A 21,499-nucleotide genomic window follows, 5' to 3' on the forward strand; every position below is an offset into this window, starting at 1 on the left:
CTTCTCTGCCATGTGCTCAGTATGCCACCCGGCCCGCCGCGACGCACGCCTTGCCTGAGCGGAATATATTCAGGGCCGGTCAAACTGACCCACTACCCGGTGTCGCTGCACGCATGCCGCGCATGCGAAAACGGCCGGGACAGGGTCCCGGCCGCGCGGTCTCGTCAATCGGGACGAGAATTACTGCCGCACGCCGCCGCTGTTGGACGGATAGGCGCCGGAAGTGTTGGACCCGGTGGCGCGGTCATAGGCGCGCTCCGCCGCCGTGCCCGGCGGGTTGCCGGGGCGACCATCCGACTGGCGCGGGAAGGCGCCGGAGGTGTTGGTGCCGGCGGCCCGGTCCAGCGCCCGCTCGGCGGCGGTGCCGGTCGGGTTGTTGCCGGTGCCGTCCGGGCTGGTCGGCGGGCTTCCGGTGGCGCTGTCATAGGCCCGCTGGGTGGCGGTGGAGGGCGGGTTGCCCGCCATGCCGTCCCGGGGCCCCTGCTGAGTGCAGGCGACGATCGGCACGAGGGCCGCAAGCACGAAAAGCGACTTCTTCATGGTATTCAGCCCTCGTTCGATCTTCGGCTCAGCCGCGGCGCGCGTTGCTGTCGTAGGAGAAGGCCGGCAGGCTCTCCAGGCTGTCCTTGGTGGCGCCGCGCAGCATCCAGCGGTTGCGCTCGCCGTCATGGGTCAGGCGCTCATAGGGGATCGCAACCAGCTTGGCGCCGATGCCCAGGAAGCCACCGACCGAGATGATCGCGACCGGCTGGCCACCCTGCGGCGGCACGATCAGGTCATCGATCTCGCCGATGCTGTTGTTTTCCTCGTTGTAGATGTTCGAGCCCACGAGCTGGCTGGCGCGGCGGCCCTGATTCAGGCTCATGCTGTCCACGGCCATGCCCGGCGTGGTAGCGCCGGTCGCGGTCGTCGACGGCGTGGTCGCGCGGTCCAGCGCACGGCCGGCGGCGGTGCCGGGGGGGTTGTTGCCGGTGCCATCGGGGTCGGTGCGGTTGCCGGTCACGGCGTCGGCGGCCCGCTGGGTGGCGGTGGAGGGCGGGTTGCCCGGGGTGCCGTCGGCCGGGGCCTGGGCCGTCATGCCGCCACGCGCCTCATTCGGCACGGCAGCGGTCTGGCCGAACGCCATGGCGGGCGCGATGGCGATGGCCGCGGCGGTCGTCATCTGCAGGAAGTTCTTCGTCGTCAGCATCGGGCTGTCTCCTCTTGCATCCTGTGGCCGGTTCGCACCGCGATCCGTGCCTGTCCTCCTCAACGAGACTTCGGCCAGAAGGTTTCGCGGTGCCGCCGTTTCCCAATCGCCGCGGTTGCGGCGCGGGCCAGCTCTGCCGCCGAAGCGGTCGCCAGCGCGGCCCTGACCGTGGCAGGATGGTCAGGATGTCATCGCAACGAAGGCGCGCCGCGCCGCCTGGACCGGACCGCGCGCCGCGCCCGCCCGGCCCACCCCCCGGGGCAGCACGGTTGCGGGAGGCGGCGCTGGCGCATCTGGCGCGCTTCGCCGCCACCGAGGCCGGGCTGCGCCGGGTACTGCAGCGCAAGGTCGATCGCTGGGCCCGCGCGGCGGAGGCCTTCGGCCTGACCGACCTGGCGCCCGCCATCGCCGCGGGGAAGCAGGCGGCGGCGGAGGTGGCGCGCAGCCTGGCGGCGGCCGGCATTCCGGAAGACGTCGCCTTCGCCGAAAGCCGCATCCGCCGCCTGCTGCGCACTGGCCGGTCCCGCCGCGCCGCTTTGGCGCATCTGGCGCAGAAGGGCGTGGATGCCGAGACCGCCGCCGCCGCGCTGCCGGCGGGGGAGGGGGCGGAGCTGGATGCCGCCCTCGCGCTGTGCCGCCGCCGCCGCTTCGGCCCCTTCGCCCCGGCGGAGGTACCGCCGGAGGCGCATCGCAAGGCGCTGGCCACCCTGGCCCGCGCCGGCTTCGACCGCGCCACGGCGGAAGCCGCCTTGGGCATGGAGGCGGAGGCCGCCGAGACGCGCCTTTTCGCCTTCCGGCAAGGCTGAGGGCATGTCCGGTTCCAGCCCCAGGCCCAACCGCGTCGTCTTCACCCGGCAGGGGGTGTGGCGCGGCTTCGTCGTCAGCATGCCGCTCTGGGTCGGCATGTTGCCCTTCGGGATCGTGATCGGCCTGCTCTCCGCCGCCAAGGGGCTGAGCTTCGCCGAGACCATGCTGATGACCACGATCGTCTTCGCCGGCGCCGCGCAGCTTGTGGCGCTGGAACTCTGGACCGACCCGGCGCCGATCCTGGCAGCGACCATCGCCACGCTGGTGGTGAATATCCGCATGGCGCCGATGGGCGCGGCGCTGGCGCCATGGCTCGACAAGCTGCGCGGCTGGAAGCTGTGGGGCACGCTGGCCACCCTGGTGGACCATTCCTTCGCTTTGGCCATCGCGGAACAGCGGGCCGGGGGGCGGGATGCGGGCTATCTGCTGGGTATCGGGCTGGGGATCTGGATATCCTGGGTGGCCTGCGTCGCCATGGGGCATCTGGGGGGCGGGATGCTGCAGGTGTCGCCCGGGCATCCGCTGTTCTTTGCCTCCATCGCCGCCTTCCTCTCCATCCTGGTGCCGCTGTGGCGCGGGGCGCGGCTGGACCTGCTGCCCTGGCTGGTGGCGGGGCTGGTGGCCGTGGCGGCGCATCGGGCGGCGCTTCCGGTGCCGCTGCCGCTGCTGGCCGGCACTTTTGCCGGCGCCACGCTGGGCGCCTGGCTGGAAATCCGGGGGCGCGCTGTCAGATGGAAGTAAGGCTGGATGTGCTGCTGGCCATCCTCGGCATGGCGCTGGTGACCTATGCCAGCCGGGCCGGCGGCTATGCGGTGCTGCGGGCGGTGCGGCCGCCGGACTTCGTGCAGGTGCTGCTGCGCCACCTGCCGGGCTGCCTCTTCGTCGCCTATGTCGCGCCGCCGCTGCTGGCGGGGGGCTGGCCGGCCTGGATCGGTGCGGTGGTGGTGGTGCTGGTGCAGATCGCCAGCCGGAACCTCGGCATCGCCATCCTGGCCGGGGTGGGCAGCGTCTGGGGGCTGCATTGGGCGCTGCCGGTGCTGGGGCTCACGCCTTGACCCGAACCCGGCCGCATCCGCATATAAGCGGCATGTTCCGCGGGATTTTCGGCCTCCGAATTATCCGCCCGGCCCGCTGAGGGCCGGGTTCCCCTCGCACGCCGTTCCCCGATCCGGGCCCCGCCGGGCCATATGAGACCCTGATCCATGACCGATGCCCCCTCCGAGGCCCCCGCGCGCGACTATCGCGGCACCGTCTTCCTGCCGAAGACGGAGTTTCCCATGCGTGGCGACCTGCCGAAGCGCGAGCCCGGCTGGCTGGCGCGGTGGGAGGCGATGGGGCTGCGGGACAAGCTGCGGGCGCAATCCGCCGGCCGCGAGAAATTCGTCCTGCATGACGGCCCGCCCTATGCCAATGGCAACCTGCATATCGGCCACGCGCTGAACAAGATCCTCAAGGACGTCATCAACCGCGCCGCGCAGATGTCGGGCCGCGATGCGGATTACGTGCCGGGCTGGGACTGCCACGGCCTGCCGATCGAGTGGAAGATCGAGGAACAGTACCGCGCCAAGGGCCGCGACAAGGACGCCGTGCCGATCCTGGATTTCCGGGCCGAATGCCGCGACTACGCGACCCATTGGCTCGGCGTGCAGAGCGAGGAGTTCCGGCGGCTGGGCGTGCTCGGCGACTGGGCTGGGCGCTATGCCACCATGGATTTCTCCAGCGAGGCCGCCATCGCCGGCGAGATCGGAAAATTCCTGATGAACGGGTCGCTGTATCGCGGCCTGCGCCCCGTCATGTGGAGCCCGGTCGAGAAGACCGCGCTGGCCGAGGCGGAGATCGAGTATCACGACCATGTCTCGCCGACGCTCTGGGCGCGCTTCCGGCTGAAAAGCGCGGGGGCCGAGGACCTGGTCGGCGCCTCCGTCGTCATCTGGACCACGACGCCCTGGACCATCCCGGGCAACCGCGCCGTCGCCTATGGGCCGGAGATCGACTACGCGCTGGTGCATGTGGAAGGCGTGGCGGAGGGCAGCGCCCTGGTGTCGGGCGAGTTCCTGCTCGTTGCCCTGCCGCTGCTGCCGCAATTCGAGAAGGACGCCGGACTCGGCGCGCATAGCGTCAAGCGCCTGCTGAAGGGCGCGGAGCTGGAAGGCGCCATCTCGGCGCATCCGCTGGCCGGCTGGGACGGCGCCAAGGGCGGCTACGGCTTTGCGGTGCCGCTGCTGCCGGGCGATTTCGTGACCACCGAGGCCGGCACGGGTTTTGTCCATATCGCCCCGGGCCATGGCGAGGACGATTTTGCACTTGGCAAGGCCAATGGGTTGCCGGTGCCGGAGACCGTCGGCGATGACGGCACCTTCACCCTCCAGGCGCCGGGCTTCACCGGCCAGCATGTCTTCAAGGCACATGACGCGGTCTATGCGGCCTGCGAGGCGACGGGCACGCTGGTGGCGAAGTCGAAGTTGACGCACAGCTATCCGCATAGCTGGCGGTCCAAGAAGCCGGTGATCTTCCGGGCCACGCCGCAATGGTTCATCGCCATGGACGATGCGAATGCCATTCGCGAGAAATCCATGGCGGCACTCGGGAAAACGCATTTCGTCCCCGATATCGGCCGCAACCGCATCGGCGGCATGGTCGCCGTGCGCCCCGACTGGTGCATCAGCCGCCAGCGCGCCTGGGGCGTGCCGATCCCGGTCTTCGTCGCGAAACAGTCCGGCGAGCCGCTGCGCGACCCGGCGGTGATGGAGCGCATCATCGCCGCCTTCCGCGCGGAGGGCGCCGATGCCTGGTACCAGCCCGGCGCCGCGCAGCGCTTCCTCGGCGCGGATCGGGATGCGGAGCACTTCGAGCAGGTGATGGACATCGTCGATGTCTGGTTCGAATCCGGCTCCACCCACGCCTTCGTCCTGACGCCGGAGCGCGGCCTGCCCTTCCCGGCGGACCTCTATCTGGAAGGCTCCGACCAGCATCGCGGCTGGTTCCATTCTTCCCTGCTGGAATCGGTGGGCTCCCGCGGCGTCGCGCCTTTCAAGGCGATCCTGACGCATGGCTTCGTGCTCGATGAGCAGGGCCGAAAGATGTCGAAGTCGCTGGGCAACGTGGTCGCGCCGCAGGATGTGGTGAAGGAGTACGGCGCCGATATCCTGCGGCTCTGGGTGATGAACACCGACGTCACCGAGGACCAGCGCATCGGCAAGGAAATCCTGAAGCAGCAGGCCGAGCTGTACCGCCGCATCCGCAACACCCTGCGCTGGCTGCTGGGCAATCTGCACGGCTTCTCCGAGGAGGAGATCGTGCCGCATGCGGAGCTGCCGGAGCTGGAACGCTGGGTTCTCTACAGGCTGTCGGAACTGGATACGCGGCTACGAGAGGCTCAGCAAAGCCATGATTGGAGTGGCGTATATCCCGATCTCCACGCCTTTTGCGCCACCGACCTCTCCGCGTTCTACTTCGATGTTCGCAAGGACACGCTGTATTGCGACGCGCCCGAAAGCTTGAGGCGTCGCGCCGCGCGCACTGTCATTGACCAATTGCATCGCTGTCTGACCGTTTGGCTGGCGCCGGTGCTAGTCTCGACGGCTGAGGAAGCTTGGCTGGCGCGCTTTCCGAATGACGCGGACAGCGTTCATCTCCAGACTTGGCCGATTATCCCGCCAGAGTGGAAGTTCGGGCGGCTTGCGACCAAGTGGAATGAAATTCGGCAATATCGGCGCCTTGTCACGGCCGAGATTGAAGATCTGCGCCGTGTCGGTACGATTGGCTCGTCGCTTCAGGCGGCTGTTACCATTGCGCTAAAGGCCGACGAACCGGCCAATGTATTGACTGCGGAGCAATGGGCCGAGGTCTTGATCGTGTCTCAAGTGAGTTTCGCAGCGCCTGGAGAATTGGTGGGCCAAGTGGCTGTCGCCCCCGGCCAGAAATGCGACCGCTGCTGGCGCGTGCTGCCGGAGGTCGGGCTTTCCCCGGCGCATCCAGGCCTCTGCCGCCGCTGCGAAGCGGTGGTGGGATGATGCAGCACCTGCCGGTCCAGGTTCGCACGCCATGATGCGCCTCGGCCTCACCCTGGCCCTGGCCGTCCTCGCCATCGACCAGCTCTCAAAATGGTACATGCTGTTCGTGCTGGACCTGCCCAGCATCGGGCACATCCCCCTGGTGGCCCTCGGCCCCTTCGGCTTCGACCTGACCATGGTCTGGAATCGCGGCGTCACCTTCGGGATGCTGGCCGGCGACGGCCCCTGGTCGCAGGCCGTGCTGGGGCTGCTCGCCCTGGCCATCGCCGGCTTCCTGCTGCGCTGGATGGCCCGGGCCGAGAACCGGCTGACCGCCCTGGCCCTCGGCGCCGTGGTCGGCGGGGCCGTCGGCAATGTCATCGACCGCTTCCGCTTCGGCGCGGTGGCGGATTTCTTCGATGCCCATGCCTGGGGCTGGCATTGGTATGTGTTCAATCCGGCCGACGCCGCCATTGTGCTCGGCGTCGTTGCTCTGATCGGCGATGCCTTGTTCCGGCCATCGCCCAAGGCTAAGGGTTCCACGCCATGACCCAGTTCCGCACGATCCTGCTCGGCCTGCCTCTCCTCGCGGTGCTCGCGGGGTGTGGCGGCGATACCGCCCGGTCCCTCGGTTTCACCCGGGACCCGCCGGACGAATTCCAGGTCACCACCCGCGCGCCGCTCTCGGTGCCGCCACGCCTGACCGAACTGCCGCCGCCGACCCCGGGCGCCCCGCGCCCGCAGGATCAGCGCGCGCCGGCCAGCGCCATTCTCGGCGGCAGCCCCGCCGCGGCGGCGGCCCGCCCCGTCTCGGGCGGGGAGCGGGCGCTGCTGGCCCAGGCCGGCCAGCCGGTGCCGGACAGCATCCGCGACCAGGTGGATGCCGAGAGCCTGCGGCTCGATCGCCCCGATCGCAGCGTGGTGGACCGGCTGATGTTCTGGCGCGGTACGACACCCGCCGCCGGCACCGCCGTCGATCCGCAGCGGGAGGCCCAGCGCCTGCGTGAGAATGCCGCGCTCGGCCGGGAAACGACGGAGGGTGTGACCCCCGTCGCCCAGCCGCCGCGCCGCAGCCTGTTCGACTGGCTGTTCTGACACCCGCGAGGGTGGCCGAACGCAGGGCTCATGCCTATCTGATGCCGATCCTGGCCGGGACACCGCCTCGCGGTGTGCCCGGCCAATCGCGTTGTCGGAACCCCGGCAGCGTTCCCGCTCGCCGCGCAATGTCCCTGGCGCCCCCGATTAGGGGGTGGCATCCGGGCCGCGCTTATGCATGGTTCCGCCCGTGACCGATCCGACCCAGCCCTCCGCCACGCCCGCCTTCCTGAACCACGACCGCCCGCCGGTGCCCGACCTGGTCGTGCCGCGCGGCGTGCTGCCCTTTCACCTGGACCAGCGCCCGGTGCGCGGCCGGCTGGTGAAGCTGGGGCCGCTGGCGGATGCGCTGCTCGGCCGCCACGCCCAGCATCCGGTGGTGCTGCGCCTGCTGGGGGAGGCGCTGGCGCTGACCGCCGCCCTCGCCACCGCCCTGAAATTCAAGGGATCCTTCAGCCTTCAGGCCAAGGGCGATGGTCCGGTGACCCTGCTGCTGGTCGATTGCACCGATTCCGGCGCGCTGCGCGGCACGGCCAAGGTGGATGCCGAGCGGCTGGAGGCGCTGCTCGCCGGCAACCCGCAGCCCAGCGCCGCGGCCCTGCTCGGCCAGGGCTACTTCGCCTTCACCTGCGACCAGGGCGACGACATGGAGCGCTACCAGGGCATCGTCCCCATCGAGGGCGAGACGCTGGCGGCCATGACCGACACCTATTTCCGCACATCCGAACAGTTGCAGACCGAGGTCCGCCTGGCCTGCGGCCGCAGCCTGGCCGGCTGGCGCGCCACCGCTTTGGTGATGGAGCGGGTGGCCAGCGAAGGCGGCATCGGCGACGTGACGACGGCGGAGGAGCAGGACGACGCCTGGCGCACCGCCCAGGCGCTGATCGGCACGCTGAAGGCGGAGGAGATGCTGGACGATGCCCTTCCCGCGGAACGTCTGCTGCACCGGCTGTTCCATGCAGAGGGGCTGGAAACCGACCGGCCCCGCCCGCTGTCCTATGGCTGCCGCTGCTCCCGCGCCCGGCTCGCCACGGTGCTGGAGAATTTCACCCAGGACGACCTGGACCACATGGCGGATTCGGGCGCCATCAGCATGACCTGCGAGTTCTGCGCGGTGGAATTCCGCTTCGAACGCGACGAGGTCGGGGGCAAGGCGGGGCGTGCCTGACGCCCTGCTTCGGCCTGGACCGCCGAGCCATGCTGCAGTACCGGAACAACGCGCCGCAGGGAGATGGGCCATGCCGACACGCCGCCATTTGCTGAAGGCCTCGCTGGCCCTGCCGCTGGTCGCCGCCGCCTGTGCGACCACGGAGGACAGCCTGCCGCCGCTGCGCCCGCTGGTCACCGGCTACCGCCACCTGACGCCGCTGCGGCTGAACGTGCTGGAGATCGAGCAGGCGGAGCCGCTGCCGGGCACTGTGCAGGTCATCCTGCCCGCGCCGATGCGGCCGGATGTGGAGTTGCGCCGCATGGCGGAACACCGGCTGGTGCCGATCGGCACCACGGGCAAGGCCCGTTTTCTCATCACCAATGCCCGCTTCGCGCGCCAGCCCCTGGCGGCACAGGGCGGGTTGAGCGGCTTCCTCGCCGGGGAGCCTGGCGAACGCCTGGCCTGCGAGCTGGCCTGCCGGGTGGAGATCATCTCCGGCGAGGGCAACCGCGTCGCCTTCGTCGAGGCGCAGGTGCAGCGCCAGCAATCCGTCGCCGATGGCGCCACCGCCAGCACACGGCTTCAGGCGGCCGAGGATCTGGTGCGCCAGTCCATGGACGACATGAATGTGGAATTCGAATTCCAGCTTCGCCGAACCCTGCGTGCCTGGCTGGCGGAGGGGCTGACCCCGACCGCCCCGGCGCCCGTGCCGGTGGAGCGTGAGGACCTGCCCGGCGGAGCACCAAGCCCATGACCGTGACCTTCAGCAACCCGCCGGGCGTGCACACCCCCGGCGCCCGCTATGCCCATGCCGCGCTGGTGGAGGGCGCGCAGCGCCGGCTGGTGATCTCCGGCCAGATCGGCGTGGCGCCGGATGGCACCATCCTTCCCGCCGGCGCGGCGCAGATCGGCCAGGCGCTGGAAAATCTCGCGGCCGTGCTGTCGGCGCATGGCATGGGGCCGGGCAACCTGGTGAAGCTCGGCGTCTTCCTGACCGACCGGGCGCTGATCCCGGTCTGGCGCACGGAGCGGGACCGGGTGCTGGGGCCGATCGCGCCCTGCAGCACGCTGCTGCTGGTCGCGGGCCTGGCCGACCCGCGCTTCGTCTTCGAGGTGGAGGCGGAAGCGGTCGCGTAAACAACCGGCCCTTTCGCGTAACCGCTCCGGGCCGCCCTCAGGCGCCGGGCGCCGCCGCCGGCGGCTTGGCTCGTCGCGCCGAAGGCGCGCCTTCGGCGCGACGCATAAGCGGCGGCGGCCGTTCGGCCGCTCGGACCGGTCTTCGACCGGCCCGCAGGTTGCGCGCCCTGGGGCGCCCTATGCCTCCGCGCCGCTGCGCGGGCTGCCGATCATCGCCAGGAATTCCCGGCGGGTGGCGGCGTCGTCCCGGAAGGCGCCGAGCATGCGGCTGGTGACCATGGAGACGCCCGGCTTGTGGATGCCGCGGGTGGTCATGCACTGGTGCTGCGCCTCGATCACCACGGCGACGCCCTTGGGCTTCAGCACCTGCTCGATGGTATTGGCCACCTGGGCCGTCAGCTTTTCCTGGATCTGCAGGCGCTTGGCATAGGCTTCCAGCACCCGGGCGAGCTTGGAGATGCCGACCACCCGGCCATCCGGGATATAGGCGATATGCGCGCGGCCGATGATCGGCACCAGATGGTGCTCGCAATGGCTTTCCAGCCGGATGTCGCGCAGCACCACCATCTCGTCATAGCCGTCCGTTTCCTCGAAGGAACGGGCGAGCAGCTCCACCGGGTCGGTCTCATAGCCGCCGAAGAATTCGCCATAGGCGCGGGCGACGCGGGCGGGGGTATCCACCAGGCCCTCGCGGGTGGGGTCGTCCCCGGCCCAGAGCAGCAGGGTGCGGACGGCGGCTTCCGCCTCCTCCCGCGTCGGGCGGATGGGGGTGGCGGGAGACGGGGCGCCCAGGCTGCGGGCAGGGGTCTGAATGTTCACGGGTAAGGTCCTATCGGCATCTCGACGCGTCGAAGGCAGAGGTCCTGCCGTCGCATCATCGCGCCCTGTGGAGGCAGAGGCTGGAAAGCAGAGGCTCGAAAAGTCAGATGGGGGCGGTCGGAAATCGCGCAATGGTGAGTCGGGGCGCGGATCGATGGCAAGCCATGTCGGTTCCTCAGACCGGTGGTTCACCCTGCACGGGTTGGCTGCCCATGGCGCGCAGCAGGGTGGTGATGGCGCGCGCCGCCGCCTCCACCGCATCGGCATCGCTGCCCTTGGCGACCAAAGCGACGCCGCCGCCGCCCATGCGGTAATAGGGATAGCTGCCGATATCCAGTTCCGGCCAGCGCGCCTGGATCGCCGCCAGCCCCTCCGCGATGCGGCCCTCCATCACCCCATCGGCATGCACGGCGCGGGAGGCGATGGGCGGGCCGCCGGCCAGCGTGGGCGCCAGGGATTCGAACATCGCCTGCATGATGCGGGGCACGCCTGCAAGCACATGGACATTGCCGATGGTGAAGCCGGGGGCGATGGAGATGGCGTTGTCGATCAGCGTGGCGCCACGCGGCATGGTGGCCATGCGCTGCCGGGCGGCGTTGAAATCGCCCGGCTTGTAGTGGCGTTCCAGCCGCGCCCAGGCCTCCGGCTGCGGTTCCCAGGGCACGCCGAAGGCGCCGGCGACGCATTCGCTGGTGATGTCATCATGCGTTGGGCCGATGCCGCCGGTGGTGAAGACATGATCGTATTTTTGCCGGACGTCATTCAGCGTGGCGATGATCGTCGCCCGCACATCCGGGATGATCCGCACCTCGCGCAGCGGAATGCCGATCTCGCCCAGGCGAGTCGCCAGGAAATTGATATTGGCGTCCTTGGTGCGGCCGGAGAGCACCTCATTGCCGATGACCAGCAGGGCGGCGGTGGGGTTGGGCGTGGCGGCGGTCATCGGGTGGGGTCCGGATACCAGAGGGGGATGGCGAGGCGTGTGGCCAATTCGGCCATGCGCCGGTCGAACGTGGCGACCTCCGCCTGTTCCCGTTGCGCCAAGGCAAGATAGAGGCAGTCATAGATCGGGTGGGAGAGCCGCTCGGCGATGATGCAGGCTGATACAGCCAGAATGTCCATGTCGAACAGCGTCAGCATGCCGCTGCGTCGCAGTTCGGCCAATACCGCCTGGGCATGGCCCTGGGGCACGGTCTTGCGCCGCGCCTTGGTCAGCAGGGCATTGCCGATCTCGGCCAGCAGCAGGCTTGGGGCCAGAAGCTCGGCTCCACTGCTCTGCACCTCTTCCGCCCTGTCGCTGGCGGCCTCGGCGACGAACCAGGCCACGGCGACCGAGGCGTCGACGACGATGCGCGTCACGAACCGGCAGCGCTCGCGTCGTCATCCGCCCATCGCGCCGCGAGCGCATCACGCGCCCTGCGGATTTCGGCGGTACTGTCCCAGTCGGGATCGGGCGTCGTCTGCGCGCGAAGGGCACGGCTTCGCGCGATCCAGGCCTCACGGTCGGAGGCGTTGGAGGCCTCGGTCAGCGTCTCTCGGGCCAGATGCTCCAGGGAGGTTCCGCGTTCCAGCGCCTTGCCCTTGAGCCGTTCGATCACCGCTTCATCCAGGTTCCGTATCAGGATCTGGCCCATCTTCGCGCAAGCTTCCAGATGATATCACAGAATGATATCATCCAGATCTGGCCTCCGCTACAGGAAATCCCGCAGCAGCGCGACCAGCGGCTTGTCCGCCGGCGGCATGGGGTAGTCGCCCAGCTTGTTCGGCCGCACCCAGGACAGCGCCTGGCCTTCCAGCGGCTGCATCCGGCCTTCCCAGCGGCGGCAGAGATACAGGGGCATCAGCAGGTGGCGCTCGCCCAGGGGATGGCTGGCGAAGGTGAAGGGGGCGAGGCAGCTCGCCGCCACGTCGATCCCCAGTTCCTCCTTCAGCTCCCGGATCAGGGCCGCCTCCGGCGTTTCGCCGGCCTGCACCTTGCCGCCGGGGAATTCCCACAGGCCGGCCATGGGCTTGCCCTCCGGACGGCGGGCCAGCAGCACGCGGCCATCCGGGTCGATCAGGGCGCAGGCGGCGACCAGCAGGATATTGGTGCCCTGTGGGGGTTCGGCCTTCTTCTCCGCCGTGGCCGCGGGCAGGTCGGCGCGGGTCAGTTCGAACAGCTTCACCGGCATGGTGCCGCCGCGCGCCACGAAATCCCGCACCCCCTCGCCGGTCTCGCGGAAGCCGATGCGGCGCAGCACGGCCTGGCTGCGGCTGTTCTCGATCAAGGCGGAGGCGACCAGCCTGTCGAGGTCGAGATGCGCCAGCGCCCAGCTTGCCAGCCGCAGCGCGGCCTCCGGCCCCACGCCATGGCCCCAGAAGCGCCGGCCGATCCAATAGCCGAGTTCCGCCTGGCGCTTCGCGGCGTCTCGCGTCAGGCCGATGCAGCCGACCAGCACTTCCCGCTCCTCCGGCTCCCCGGCATGTTCCACGCCGGTGATGGCCAGGTGCCAGGCGGTGCCGGCGGCGAGCTGGGCGCGGGTGGAGGCGATCCAGTCATCCGCCAGGGCGCGCGGATAGGGGAAGGGCACCCTCGCCAGGGTTTTTGCGACCTCCCAGTCATTCACCAGGCGGTGGAGCTCGGCCGCATCCTCGGGCCGCAGTGGCCGCAGCGTCAGTCGGTCCGTGCGCAGCGGCGCGAAGGGCGGAGGCGCCAGAGGGTCCTCCCGGGGAGAGTCGTCAGGCGCCATGGATGTCGATATCGCCATGCGGGAAGTCGCAGGTCCCTGTGTCAGGCGAGTGCCGGCAAAAGAACCGGATACTCAAGCCCCTGTATGGGCCTGAAAATCCGCCGCGTCATGGCCCGATGCGGCTTTTGCGGCATCAATGCCGCAGTGTGGCAGGATGGTCGCGCTCCGCTTTCGGCAACCCCCCAGGCGCATCCGGGGTTCTGGTCGGGGGATGCCGTCCCCGGGGGCCAGCCACGTGAATCACAGCATCATCGTATTGGGGGCATCGGCTGGCGGCGTGGAGGTGCTCAGCACGGTCTGTCGGGGCCTGGCGGACGATCTCCCGGCTGCCGTGTTCGTCGTTCAGCACGTTTCCCCCGGCGGGCTCAGCAGGCTTCCGGAGATATTGAGCCGGGCGGGGCCGCTGAAGGCGCATCATGCCGTGGAGGGGGAGCGGGTCGAGCTAGGGCGGATCTACGTCGCACTGCCCGACCGCCACCTGCTTCTCGACGACGGTGGCGACCGGGTCCTGCTGCGTCGCGGTCCGCAGGAAAACCGGGCTCGGCCGGCGGTGGATGCGCTGTTCCGATCCGCCGCCGTGGCCTGCGGTTCGAGGGTGATCGGCGTTGTATTGAGCGGCATGCTGGATGATGGGGCGGAGGGACTTGATGCGATACGCCGCTGCGGCGGCGTCACCGTGGTCCAGGACCCGGCGGACGCCGAATGGCCCGACATGCCTTGCAATGCGCGGGAGCGCGCCGGTGCGGAACATTGCCTGCCGGCGGCCGACCTGCCGGCCCTGTTGCTGCGCCTGGCGCGAAGTGCCGCCGGGCCTGCGGTCCCCATTCCCGCCGAACTCGTGCTCGAGGCACGCATCTCCCGCCAGGAGCTTACGGTCATGAGCGAGGACATCACCACGGTCGGCAAGCCGAGCGCGCTGGGCTGCCCCGAATGCGGCGGCGTGCTGAACGTGGTGGGGGAGGCGACAGCGCCCCGCTTCCGCTGCCAGGTGGGCCATGCCTATGGCCCGAAGACGCTGGCCGCGCATCAGGCCGAATCGCTCGACAAGGCGCTGGGTGTTGCCTACCGGACGCAGCGGGACCGGCGGAACCTGTACCTGTCGATGGAACGCGCCGCCCGGCAGCGCAACCGGATGCAGGAGGCGGCGCGGTGGCAGAAATCGGCCGACGAGGCCCAGCGCTTCGCGGATCTCATCGGCACCGCTGTCGATGAATTGCGGCAGAGCGGCATGCCGCCGACGGAAGGCGCCGACGCCTAACTCCGATAGGATCCGTTGATGTCGATGTACCCATGCGTCAGGTCGCAGGTCCAGGCGGTCGCCTTGCCGCGGCCGAGCGCCAAGTCCACCTCGATCCGCACGTCGCGGCCCTTCATATGGGCGATGACGGGCGTCTCGTCGTAGCCGGTGACGACGGCGCCCTCCCGCGCCATCCAGGTGCCGCCGATGGCGACGGAGAGCAGGTCGCGATCTGCAGGCTCCCCGGCCTTGCCGACGGCCATGACGATGCGGCCCCAATTGGCGTCCTCGCCGGCGATCGCGGTTTTCACCAGAGGCGAATTGGCGATGCTCATGGCGATGCGATGCGCCGATTTGGCGCTGACCGCCCCGGTCACGTCGATCTGGATCAGCTTCTGGGCGCCCTCGCCGTCGCGGGCGACCATCAGGGCCAGGTCCATGAGGACTTCGTGAACGGCGCGTGCAAAATCCTTCAGCATCTTGCCGCCCTCGGCGGGCACGCGGGGATGCCTGGCGGCGCCCGTGGCGAACAGCAGCACCGTGTCGCTGGTGGAGGTGTCGCTGTCCACCGTGACGCAGTTGAAGGATTTCTGGGTGCCCTTGGCCAGGATCGCCTGGAGCGCCGCGGCCGGCACCTTGGCGTCGGTGGCCAGGAAGCACAGCATGGTCGCCATGTCGGGGGCGATCATGCCGCTGCCCTTGGCGATGCCGCTGACGGTCACCGTGGTGTCGCCGATCTGCGCCGTGCGGGTGGCGCCCTTGGGGAAGGTGTCGGTGGTCATGATGGCGCTGGCGGCGCCGGCCCAGCCATCCTCGTCCAGCTTCCCGAACAGGGGCGGCAGGGCGGCGAGCAGCTTCTCGGTCGGCAGCTTCTCGCCGATCACACCCGTGGAGGCGAGGAACACCTCGGTCGGCTTGCAACCCGCCAGCCCGGCCATGGCCTTCGCGGTGTCGCTACAGGTCTGGCGCCCCGCCTTGCCCGTAAAGACGTTGGAATTGCCGGCGGTGACGACCAAAGCGCGGGCCTTGCCGCCCTTCAGCGCGGCGCGGCACCAGTCGATCGGCGCGCCCGGGCATTTGTTCTTGGTGAACACCCCCGCCACGGTGGTCCCGGCGGGGAAGACCATCATGGTCACATCCTCCCGCGCCTTGTAGCGGATCTCCGCCCGGCCGGAGCCGAGGCGCAGCCCCGCCACCGGCGGCATTGCGGGCAGCGGCAGCGCGAGCGGAGAGACGGGAAGATCCTTGCCGGCCATGGTCGGGTCTTTTCTAGCGGCGGGGTTGGGGGGAGGCGGGCGGCGGCGCGGCACCGTCGAGCAGGGAGGGCGCGGCCGGGGCGGGCAGGGGGCTGCCATCCATGGCGAAGCGCTCGATCCGGGCGGCGCCGCGGATGCGCTCCACCTCCGCCGTCACGGCTTCCTCGAAGGCGCGCTGGCGCAGGGCTTCCTGGGCTTCCTCGAAGGGCGGCGGCGGCACGGCGCGGCGTGCCTCCACCTTGATGACATGCCAGCCGAACTGCGTCCGCACCGGGCTTTCGGAGATCTGGCCGGGCTGCATGGCGAAGGCGGCGGTGGCGAATTCGGGAATCATGTCGCCGCGCTTGAAGAAGCCCAGGTCGCCACCCTCCCGCGACCCCGGGCCGGTGGAGCGGCGGCGGGCGACCTCGGCGAAATCGGCGCCGGCGGCGCGGGCCTCGGCCAGGGCCGTGCGGGCCTCGGCCTCGGTCGGGACCAGGATGTGGCGGGCGCGCACCTCCTCCTCCGCCGGGCGGCCGGCGACGTCGCGCTGGTAGCGGGCGCGCAGCGATTCCTCGGTCATCTGCGGGGCGACGGCGCGGGTGATGAGGGCCTGCTGCAGCGCCTCCTCCTCCGCCCGGCGCAGGCGGGCCTGGACCTCCGGGTCATTCGCCAGGCCCTGGGCGCGGGCGGCGGCGGTGATGGCCTTCTGGGTGATGAGCTGGTCCAGCAGCAGCGGCATCAGCATGGGCTGCGGCATGGAGCGCAGCTCCGCCGGCAGGCGCTCCATCTCCGATTGCAGCTCGGACAGGCGGATTTCCGCGCCTTCCACCCGGGCCACCACGGGGTCCGAGGCTGGGGACGCCGCTGGGGCCGGTGCCTGGGCCAAAGCCGGGGCGGCCACCAGGGCGGTGGAAAGCAGCAGGGCGGCGAGGAGGGGAGCCGTGCGGCGCATCGCGGGGATTCTCGTCATGTTCGGCGGAAGATGGCCGATGCGGGGGGGCGCCACAAGGCAGGGGCTCCGCCATGGAGCCATGTCGGAATGCCGGCTGCGTTGACGTGGCAGGGCCGCGCGCCTATCTCTCGGCCGCCGCGCTTTGCCCGGGCCGGGCCTTTGCGCCCCCGACCGCCGGGCGTGATCGCATCGGCGCTGCCGCTGGTCGCAAGCTGCGGGTCGGAGACAACTGCCAGACATGTTCCAACGCCTCGTCCGCGCCGTATTCGGCAACACCAATGACCGGGCGCTGAAGCGCTTCCAGGCACGGGTGCCCGCGATCAATGCGCTGGAGCCCACGCTGGCCGCCTTGTCCGATGAGGCGCTGCGCGGCAAAACCGCGGAATTCCGTGCCCAGCTCGCCGCCGGGCGAACGCTGGACGACATCCTGCCCGAAGCCTTCGCCACGGTGCGGGAGGGTGCGAAGCGCGCCCTCGGCATGCGGCATTTCGACGTGCAGATGATCGGCGGCATGGTGCTGCATGATGGCCGCATCGCCGAGATGAAGACCGGCGAGGGCAAGACCCTGGTCGCCACCCTGCCGGTCTACCTGAACGCCCTGCCCGCCAAGGGCGTGCATGTGGTGACCGTGAACGACTACCTGGCCAGCCGCGACGCGGAATGGATGGGCAAGCTCTACGGCTTCCTCGGCCTGACCACCGGCACCATCGTGCATGGCAAGTCGGACGAGGAACGGCGCGACGCCTATCACTGCGACATCACCTACGGCACCAACAACGAATTCGGCTTCGACTATCTGCGCGACAACATGAAGTACCGGCTGGAGGACATGGTCCAGCGCGACTTCGCCTATGCCATCGTCGACGAGGTCGACAGCATCCTGGTGGATGAGGCGCGGACGCCGCTCATCATCTCCGGCCCCTCCGACGACAGCAGCGACCTGTACAGCCGCGTCGATGCGGTGATGAAGGAGCTGGTGAAGGATTCGTCCCTGTTCGAAAAGGACGAGAAATTCAAGACCGTCCACATGATCGAAGCGGGGACGGAGGCGCTGGAGGCGGCGCTGACCGAGGCCGGGCTGCTGACCGAGGGCGCGCTGTATGACAGCGCCAATGTGACCCTGGTGCACCACGCCAACCAGTCCCTGCGCGCGCATGTGCTGTTCACCAGGGATGTCGACTACATCGTCCGGCAGGACAAGGTGGTCATCATCGATGAATTCACCGGCCGCATGATGGAAGGCCGCCGCTATTCGGAAGGCCTGCACCAGGCGCTGGAAGCCAAGGAAGGCGTCACCGTCCAGCCGGAAAACCAGACGCTCGCTTCCATCACCTTCCAGAACTATTTTCGGCTGTATCCCAAGCTTGCCGGCATGACGGGCACGGCCTCGACCGAGGCCGATGAATTCGCCGAGATCTACAAGCTGGAAGTGGTGGAAATCCCCACCAATGTTCCGGTGGCCCGCCTGGACTCGGACGATGAAGTCTACAAATCCGCGCGCGAGAAGTACGAAGCGGTGGCCGTGCTGATCGCCGAGGCGCGGGAGCGCGGCCAGCCGACACTGGTCGGCACCACCAGCATCGAAAAGTCGGAGCTGATCTCCGAACTGCTGAAGCAGAAGGGCGTGCCGCACCAGGTGCTGAATGCCCGCTTCCACGAACAGGAAGCCGGCATCGTGGCCCAGGCCGGCCGCCCCGGCTCCGTCACCATCGCCACCAACATGGCCGGCCGCGGCACCGACATCCAGCTCGGCGGCAATGCCGACATGCTGGCCCGCGCCGAGGTCGGCAACAGCGACAGCCCGGAATACGAGACGGTGCTGGCCCGCCACAAGGCGGAGGTGGAAGCGATCCGCCCGGCCGTGAAGGCCGCCGGCGGCTTGCTGGTGATCGGCACGGAACGGCATGAAAGCCGCCGAATCGACAACCAGCTTCGCGGCCGGTCCGGCCGCCAGGGCGACCCGGGCGCCAGCCGCTTCTTCCTGAGCCTGGAAGACGACCTGATGCGCATCTTCGGCAGCGACCGCATGGGCGGGATGCTGCAGAAGTTGGGCCTCAAGGAGGGTGAAGCCATTGTTCACCCCTGGATCAACAAGGCGCTCGAGAAGGCCCAGAAGAAGGTCGAAGCCCGCAACTTCGACACCCGCAAGAACCTGCTGAAATACGACGACGTCATGAACAACCAGCGCAAGGAGGTCTATGCCCAGCGCAAGTCCTTCATGATGGCGCCGGATGTGGCCGAGACGGTCGCCGAAATGCGGCGGGAGACGATCGGCAAGCTGGTCGATGTCGCGATCCCGGAGAATGCCTATCCCGAGCAATGGGACACGGTGGGTCTGCAGGCGAAGGTTCTGGACCTTCTCGGCCTGGACCTGCCCGTCGCCGAATGGGCGGGGGAGGAGGGTATCGACGAGACGCAGGTGCGCGAACGCCTCATCAAGGCGGCCGATGAAAGCTACGCTGCCCGCGTCGCCAATATCGGCACCGACCTGATGCGGATGGTCGAGAAGTCGCTGCTGCTTCAGATCTTCGACGCGGTTTGGAAGGAGCACCTTCTGGCGCTCGACCATCTGCGCCAGGGCATCGGCCTGCGCGCCTATGGCCAGCGCGACCCGCTGAACGAGTACAAGTCCGAAGCCTTCAACCTGTTCAACAGCATGCTGGAAGATCTGCGGGAGCGGACGACCACGGTGCTGATGCGCATCGACATCCGCCCCGATGCACCGCCGCCGATGCCGGAGCCGGTGCAGGTGATGGACCTGCGCCACCCGGACCCGAACGGCATGGCCGAGCTGGAATACGCCGACGCCCCGCCACCCGCCTATGGCGCCGCGCAGCCGGCCCGCCAGCCGATGCTGGCCCAGGCGGTGGACCCGAACGACCAGGCCACCTGGGCCGCCACCCCGCGCAACGCGCCCTGCCCCTGCGGGTCGGGGAAGAAATACAAGCACTGCCACGGGCGGGTGTGAGGAGGCAGGGCCGCTCCGTCCCTGGACGGAGCGCCGCCGCTACTTGCCACGCCGTCCCTGGCCCGGCCCGTCGCTGGGGTCCGAATCCGTCAGCCCGGTCTGCCGGCGCCTGCCGCCCCTGCCATTGCCGGGGCCATCGGAAGGATCGCTATCGGTGATGCCGGTACCGCCGCGCCGGTAGCCGCCCCTGCCATTGCCCGGGCCGTCAGAGGGGTCGCTGTCGGTGATGCCGGTCCCGCGGCGACGATTGCCGCCGCGTCCATTGCCCGGGCCGTCAGAGGGATCGCTATCCGTGATCCCGGTGCCGCGCCGCCGCCCGCGCCCATAGCCGGGGCCATCGGAGGGGTCTGAATCGGTAATGCCGCTGCGGTACTGAGCCGGCTGTCCCTGATCCCCGATATCGGTTGCTGGGCGCGCTGGGCTGGCGGCGGGTGCCGCCCCGCTGCCTTTTGCCCAGGCCATGCCTGGCAACAAGGCGCCGAGACGCAAAACGAACAGCCGTCGTCCCGGCCTGGGGGGATCCATTTTCGACATCGTTCTGGCCGTTCCCTTCGCGTTCCGATGGTGGAGCGAAGGCCGGCTTCGGGCAAGGCGCATGACGGCTGGCCGAATGAATTCGGGGCCATCTTCCGCGCTGCCTCAGACCCGGTGCCTCACACCCGGCGCAGCGGCACCCGCGTGGACATCCAGGCGGCGAAGGCCACCAGCAGCGTCGCGGTGCCGAAGCTGGCGCGGAAGGCCGTGGTCATCTGCGCCCGGAACACCGCCTCCGCCGCCGCATCCAGCCCCGCCAGCGCCGCCGGCCCCTGGTTGACCAGGGCGACGAACAGCCGCGTCGCATCCTCGCCCATCACGGTCAGAGAACCGAACAGCACGGCCCCCAGCAGCGCCGTGCCCGTCGCCGCGCCGAGCGACCGGGTGAACTGGACCGAGGCGGTGGCGGAGCCAAGCCGCTTCGGCCCCGCCGCGACCTGCACCGAGACCTGCACCATCGGGAAGGACATGCCGAAGCCGACCGAGATCAGCCCCAGCAGCCCGGCCATCACCGGCAGGGACAGGGCCGGCAGGCCGATGGTCAGTACCAGAAGCAGGCTGGACGACAGGCTCAGCCCGATGCCCGGCCAGCGCATGACATGGCCGGTGCGGGCCAGCAGCGCGCCGGAGGTCATCGCCCCGAAGCCGGCGCAGGCCGACAGCGGCAGCAGCGCCAGGCCGAGCTGGGCCGGCGACAGCCCGCGCACCGCCGCGAAATAGATCGGCAGGAAGGCGATACTGCCCACGAAGGCACCCGCGACGCAGGAGGACATGAGGTTGGCGCGCCAGATGGTCGGATGGCCCAGCACGTCCAGCGGCAGCAGCGGGTCCGGCGCCCGCTTTTCCTGCCGCAGCAGCAGCCACAGCGCCGTGCCCGCCACCGCCGCGAGCCCCAGCGCCACCAGCAGCGGCCCCGGCGTCAGCCGCCGCGCCTGGTCCAGCGCCATCAGCGCCGGCGCGACGAAGACCGCGAAGAGCACCAGCCCCCACCAGTCGAAGCTGAACCCCTTGGACTGGCCGCGGGAGGCATCGCCCAGCCGGGTCACCGCCAGCCAGGCGGCGAGGCAGGACAGCGGCAGTTGCAGCGCGAAAATGCTGCGCCAGCCGAAATGCTCGGCCAGCAACCCGCCCAGCACCGGGCCCAGCGCGCTGGCGGTGGTGAAGACAGCGGCGATATAGGCCTGGAAGCGGCCGCGCTCCCGCGCCGGCACCACCTCCGCGATCAGGGCGACGGACAGGCTTATCAGGCCGCCGCCGCCGATTCCCTGCACCACCCGCGCCGCGGCCAGCGTGCCGAGCGAGCCCGCGAAGGCGCAGAGCGTGGCGCCCGTGGCATAGACGGCCAAGGCCACCAGAAGCATGCGCTGCCGCCCGAAGGCGTCGCCAAGCCGGCCATAGACCGGGGCGGCCACGGTATTGGCCACCAGATACAGCACGATGATCCAGGACAGCCGCTCGACATCGCCCAGGCCGCGCGCGATGGCGGGCAGGGCGGCGGCGACCAGGGTCTGGTCCAGCGCGGCGCCGAACATCGCCAGGCCGACGGCGGGAAAGACCCGGAAGAACAGGCGCCGCAGTTCGGCCGGCGGCACCGTTTGGGCCGGCGCGCCGCTGTCAGGGGGAGGGGTCATGCGGGCGGGATCAAACCACCC

The 21,499-nt window shown here is 69.9% G+C and carries 21 protein-coding genes; 11 read left to right on the plus strand and 10 right to left on the minus strand.

Features of this window, described 5'->3' with window-relative positions; all coding sequences use genetic code 11:
• Positions 1 to 180: 180 nt before the first annotated feature.
• Both JJQ90_RS27255 and JJQ90_RS06935 read right to left on the minus strand, forming a co-directional pair.
• Entirely contained in the window at positions 181 to 540 is a 360-nt protein-coding gene (locus JJQ90_RS27255) for a hypothetical protein (protein ID WP_216873839.1), read from the minus strand.
• 28 nt (positions 541 to 568) lie between these two features.
• Entirely contained in the window at positions 569 to 1,189 is a 621-nt protein-coding gene (locus JJQ90_RS06935; protein ID WP_216873840.1) for a PRC-barrel domain-containing protein, read from the minus strand.
• A 185-nt stretch (positions 1,190 to 1,374) separates the two neighbouring features.
• Between JJQ90_RS06935 and JJQ90_RS06940 the strand changes: the two genes are divergently transcribed.
• From JJQ90_RS06940 to JJQ90_RS06980, 9 genes are all read left to right on the plus strand, one after another.
• Positions 1,375 to 1,995 (plus strand): RecX family transcriptional regulator, encoded by a 621-nt coding sequence (locus tag JJQ90_RS06940; protein ID WP_216873841.1) that lies wholly within the window; start codon positions 1,375 to 1,377, stop codon positions 1,993 to 1,995.
• Positions 1,996 to 1,999: 4 nt separating this feature from the next.
• Positions 2,000 to 2,737, plus strand: coding sequence for an AzlC family ABC transporter permease (locus tag JJQ90_RS06945; protein WP_216873842.1), 738 nt, complete (start codon positions 2,000 to 2,002; stop codon positions 2,735 to 2,737).
• A complete protein-coding gene (locus tag JJQ90_RS06950; protein WP_216873843.1) occupies positions 2,728 to 3,051 on the plus strand; it encodes an AzlD family protein in 324 nt (107 codons plus the stop codon). Before JJQ90_RS06945 ends, JJQ90_RS06950 begins: the two co-directional genes overlap by 10 nt.
• 147 nt (positions 3,052 to 3,198) lie before the next feature.
• Complete coding sequence (ileS, locus tag JJQ90_RS06955; protein ID WP_216873844.1) at positions 3,199 to 6,009, plus strand: isoleucine--tRNA ligase; 2,811 nt, start codon at positions 3,199 to 3,201, stop codon at positions 6,007 to 6,009.
• Positions 6,010 to 6,040: 31 nt separating this feature from the next.
• Entirely contained in the window at positions 6,041 to 6,538 is a 498-nt protein-coding gene (gene lspA / locus JJQ90_RS06960) for a signal peptidase II (protein WP_216873845.1), read from the plus strand.
• A complete protein-coding gene (locus tag JJQ90_RS06965) occupies positions 6,535 to 7,083 on the plus strand; it encodes a DUF3035 domain-containing protein (protein ID WP_216873847.1) in 549 nt (182 codons plus the stop codon). Before lspA ends, JJQ90_RS06965 begins: the two co-directional genes overlap by 4 nt.
• A 178-nt stretch (positions 7,084 to 7,261) precedes the next feature.
• Positions 7,262 to 8,251 (plus strand): Hsp33 family molecular chaperone HslO, encoded by a 990-nt coding sequence (locus JJQ90_RS06970; protein WP_216873849.1) that lies wholly within the window; start codon positions 7,262 to 7,264, stop codon positions 8,249 to 8,251.
• 70 nt (positions 8,252 to 8,321) lie between these two features.
• Positions 8,322 to 8,987, plus strand: coding sequence for a hypothetical protein (locus JJQ90_RS06975; RefSeq protein WP_216873851.1), 666 nt, complete (start codon positions 8,322 to 8,324; stop codon positions 8,985 to 8,987).
• Positions 8,984 to 9,370, plus strand: a complete 387-nt coding sequence (locus JJQ90_RS06980) for a RidA family protein (RefSeq protein ID WP_216873853.1) — start codon at positions 8,984 to 8,986, stop codon at positions 9,368 to 9,370. Before JJQ90_RS06975 ends, JJQ90_RS06980 begins: the two co-directional genes overlap by 4 nt.
• 177 nt (positions 9,371 to 9,547) lie before the next feature.
• On the opposite strand, the gene folE is transcribed toward JJQ90_RS06980, so the two are convergent.
• The 5 genes from folE to JJQ90_RS27465 form a co-directional block, all read right to left on the minus strand.
• Positions 9,548 to 10,189, minus strand: a complete 642-nt coding sequence (folE, locus tag JJQ90_RS06985) for a GTP cyclohydrolase I FolE (RefSeq protein ID WP_216873855.1) — start codon at positions 10,187 to 10,189, stop codon at positions 9,548 to 9,550.
• A 175-nt stretch (positions 10,190 to 10,364) separates the two neighbouring features.
• The gene (locus JJQ90_RS06990; RefSeq protein ID WP_216873857.1) at positions 10,365 to 11,132 is read right to left on the minus strand and encodes a competence/damage-inducible protein A; all 768 of its coding nucleotides are present in this window, start codon (positions 11,130 to 11,132) and stop codon (positions 10,365 to 10,367) included.
• Positions 11,129 to 11,548 carry a type II toxin-antitoxin system VapC family toxin gene (locus tag JJQ90_RS06995; protein WP_216873859.1) on the minus strand — a complete coding sequence of 140 codons (420 nt, stop codon included), beginning with the start codon at positions 11,546 to 11,548 and terminating at the stop codon, positions 11,129 to 11,131. The genes JJQ90_RS06990 and JJQ90_RS06995 overlap by 4 nt, the downstream gene beginning before the upstream one ends.
• Positions 11,545 to 11,823, minus strand: a complete 279-nt coding sequence (locus JJQ90_RS07000) for a FitA-like ribbon-helix-helix domain-containing protein (protein ID WP_216873861.1) — start codon at positions 11,821 to 11,823, stop codon at positions 11,545 to 11,547. Before JJQ90_RS07000 ends, JJQ90_RS06995 begins: the two co-directional genes overlap by 4 nt.
• Positions 11,824 to 11,880: 57 nt before the next feature.
• Positions 11,881 to 12,918: a bifunctional GNAT family N-acetyltransferase/(deoxy)nucleoside triphosphate pyrophosphohydrolase gene (locus tag JJQ90_RS27465; RefSeq protein WP_216873863.1), complete on the minus strand. Its 1,038-nt coding sequence runs from the start codon at positions 12,916 to 12,918 to the stop codon at positions 11,881 to 11,883.
• Between the two features lie 154 nt (positions 12,919 to 13,072).
• Between JJQ90_RS27465 and JJQ90_RS07010 the strand changes: the two genes are divergently transcribed.
• Positions 13,073 to 14,176: a chemotaxis protein CheB gene (locus JJQ90_RS07010; protein ID WP_216873865.1), complete on the plus strand. Its 1,104-nt coding sequence runs from the start codon at positions 13,073 to 13,075 to the stop codon at positions 14,174 to 14,176.
• Here JJQ90_RS07010 and argJ read toward each other — a convergent pair.
• Positions 14,173 to 15,411 (minus strand): bifunctional glutamate N-acetyltransferase/amino-acid acetyltransferase ArgJ, encoded by a 1,239-nt coding sequence (argJ, locus tag JJQ90_RS07015; protein ID WP_216873867.1) that lies wholly within the window; start codon positions 15,409 to 15,411, stop codon positions 14,173 to 14,175. The genes JJQ90_RS07010 and argJ overlap by 4 nt on opposite strands.
• Before the next feature lie 13 nt (positions 15,412 to 15,424).
• Positions 15,425 to 16,345: a peptidylprolyl isomerase gene (locus JJQ90_RS07020; RefSeq protein ID WP_216873869.1), complete on the minus strand. Its 921-nt coding sequence runs from the start codon at positions 16,343 to 16,345 to the stop codon at positions 15,425 to 15,427.
• Between the two features lie 238 nt (positions 16,346 to 16,583).
• Between JJQ90_RS07020 and secA the strand changes: the two genes are divergently transcribed.
• On the plus strand, positions 16,584 to 19,313 hold the full coding sequence (gene secA, locus JJQ90_RS07025; protein WP_216873871.1) for a preprotein translocase subunit SecA: 2,730 nt from the start codon (positions 16,584 to 16,586) through the stop codon (positions 19,311 to 19,313).
• 653 nt (positions 19,314 to 19,966) lie between these two features.
• On the opposite strand, the gene JJQ90_RS07030 is transcribed toward secA, so the two are convergent.
• A complete protein-coding gene (locus tag JJQ90_RS07030) occupies positions 19,967 to 21,478 on the minus strand; it encodes an MFS transporter (protein WP_216873873.1) in 1,512 nt (503 codons plus the stop codon).
• Positions 21,479 to 21,499: the final 21 nt, after the last annotated feature.

Source organism: Falsiroseomonas oleicola, assembly GCF_019029495.1.
GTDB classification, from domain to species: Bacteria; Pseudomonadota; Alphaproteobacteria; order Acetobacterales; family Acetobacteraceae; genus Falsiroseomonas; species Falsiroseomonas oleicola.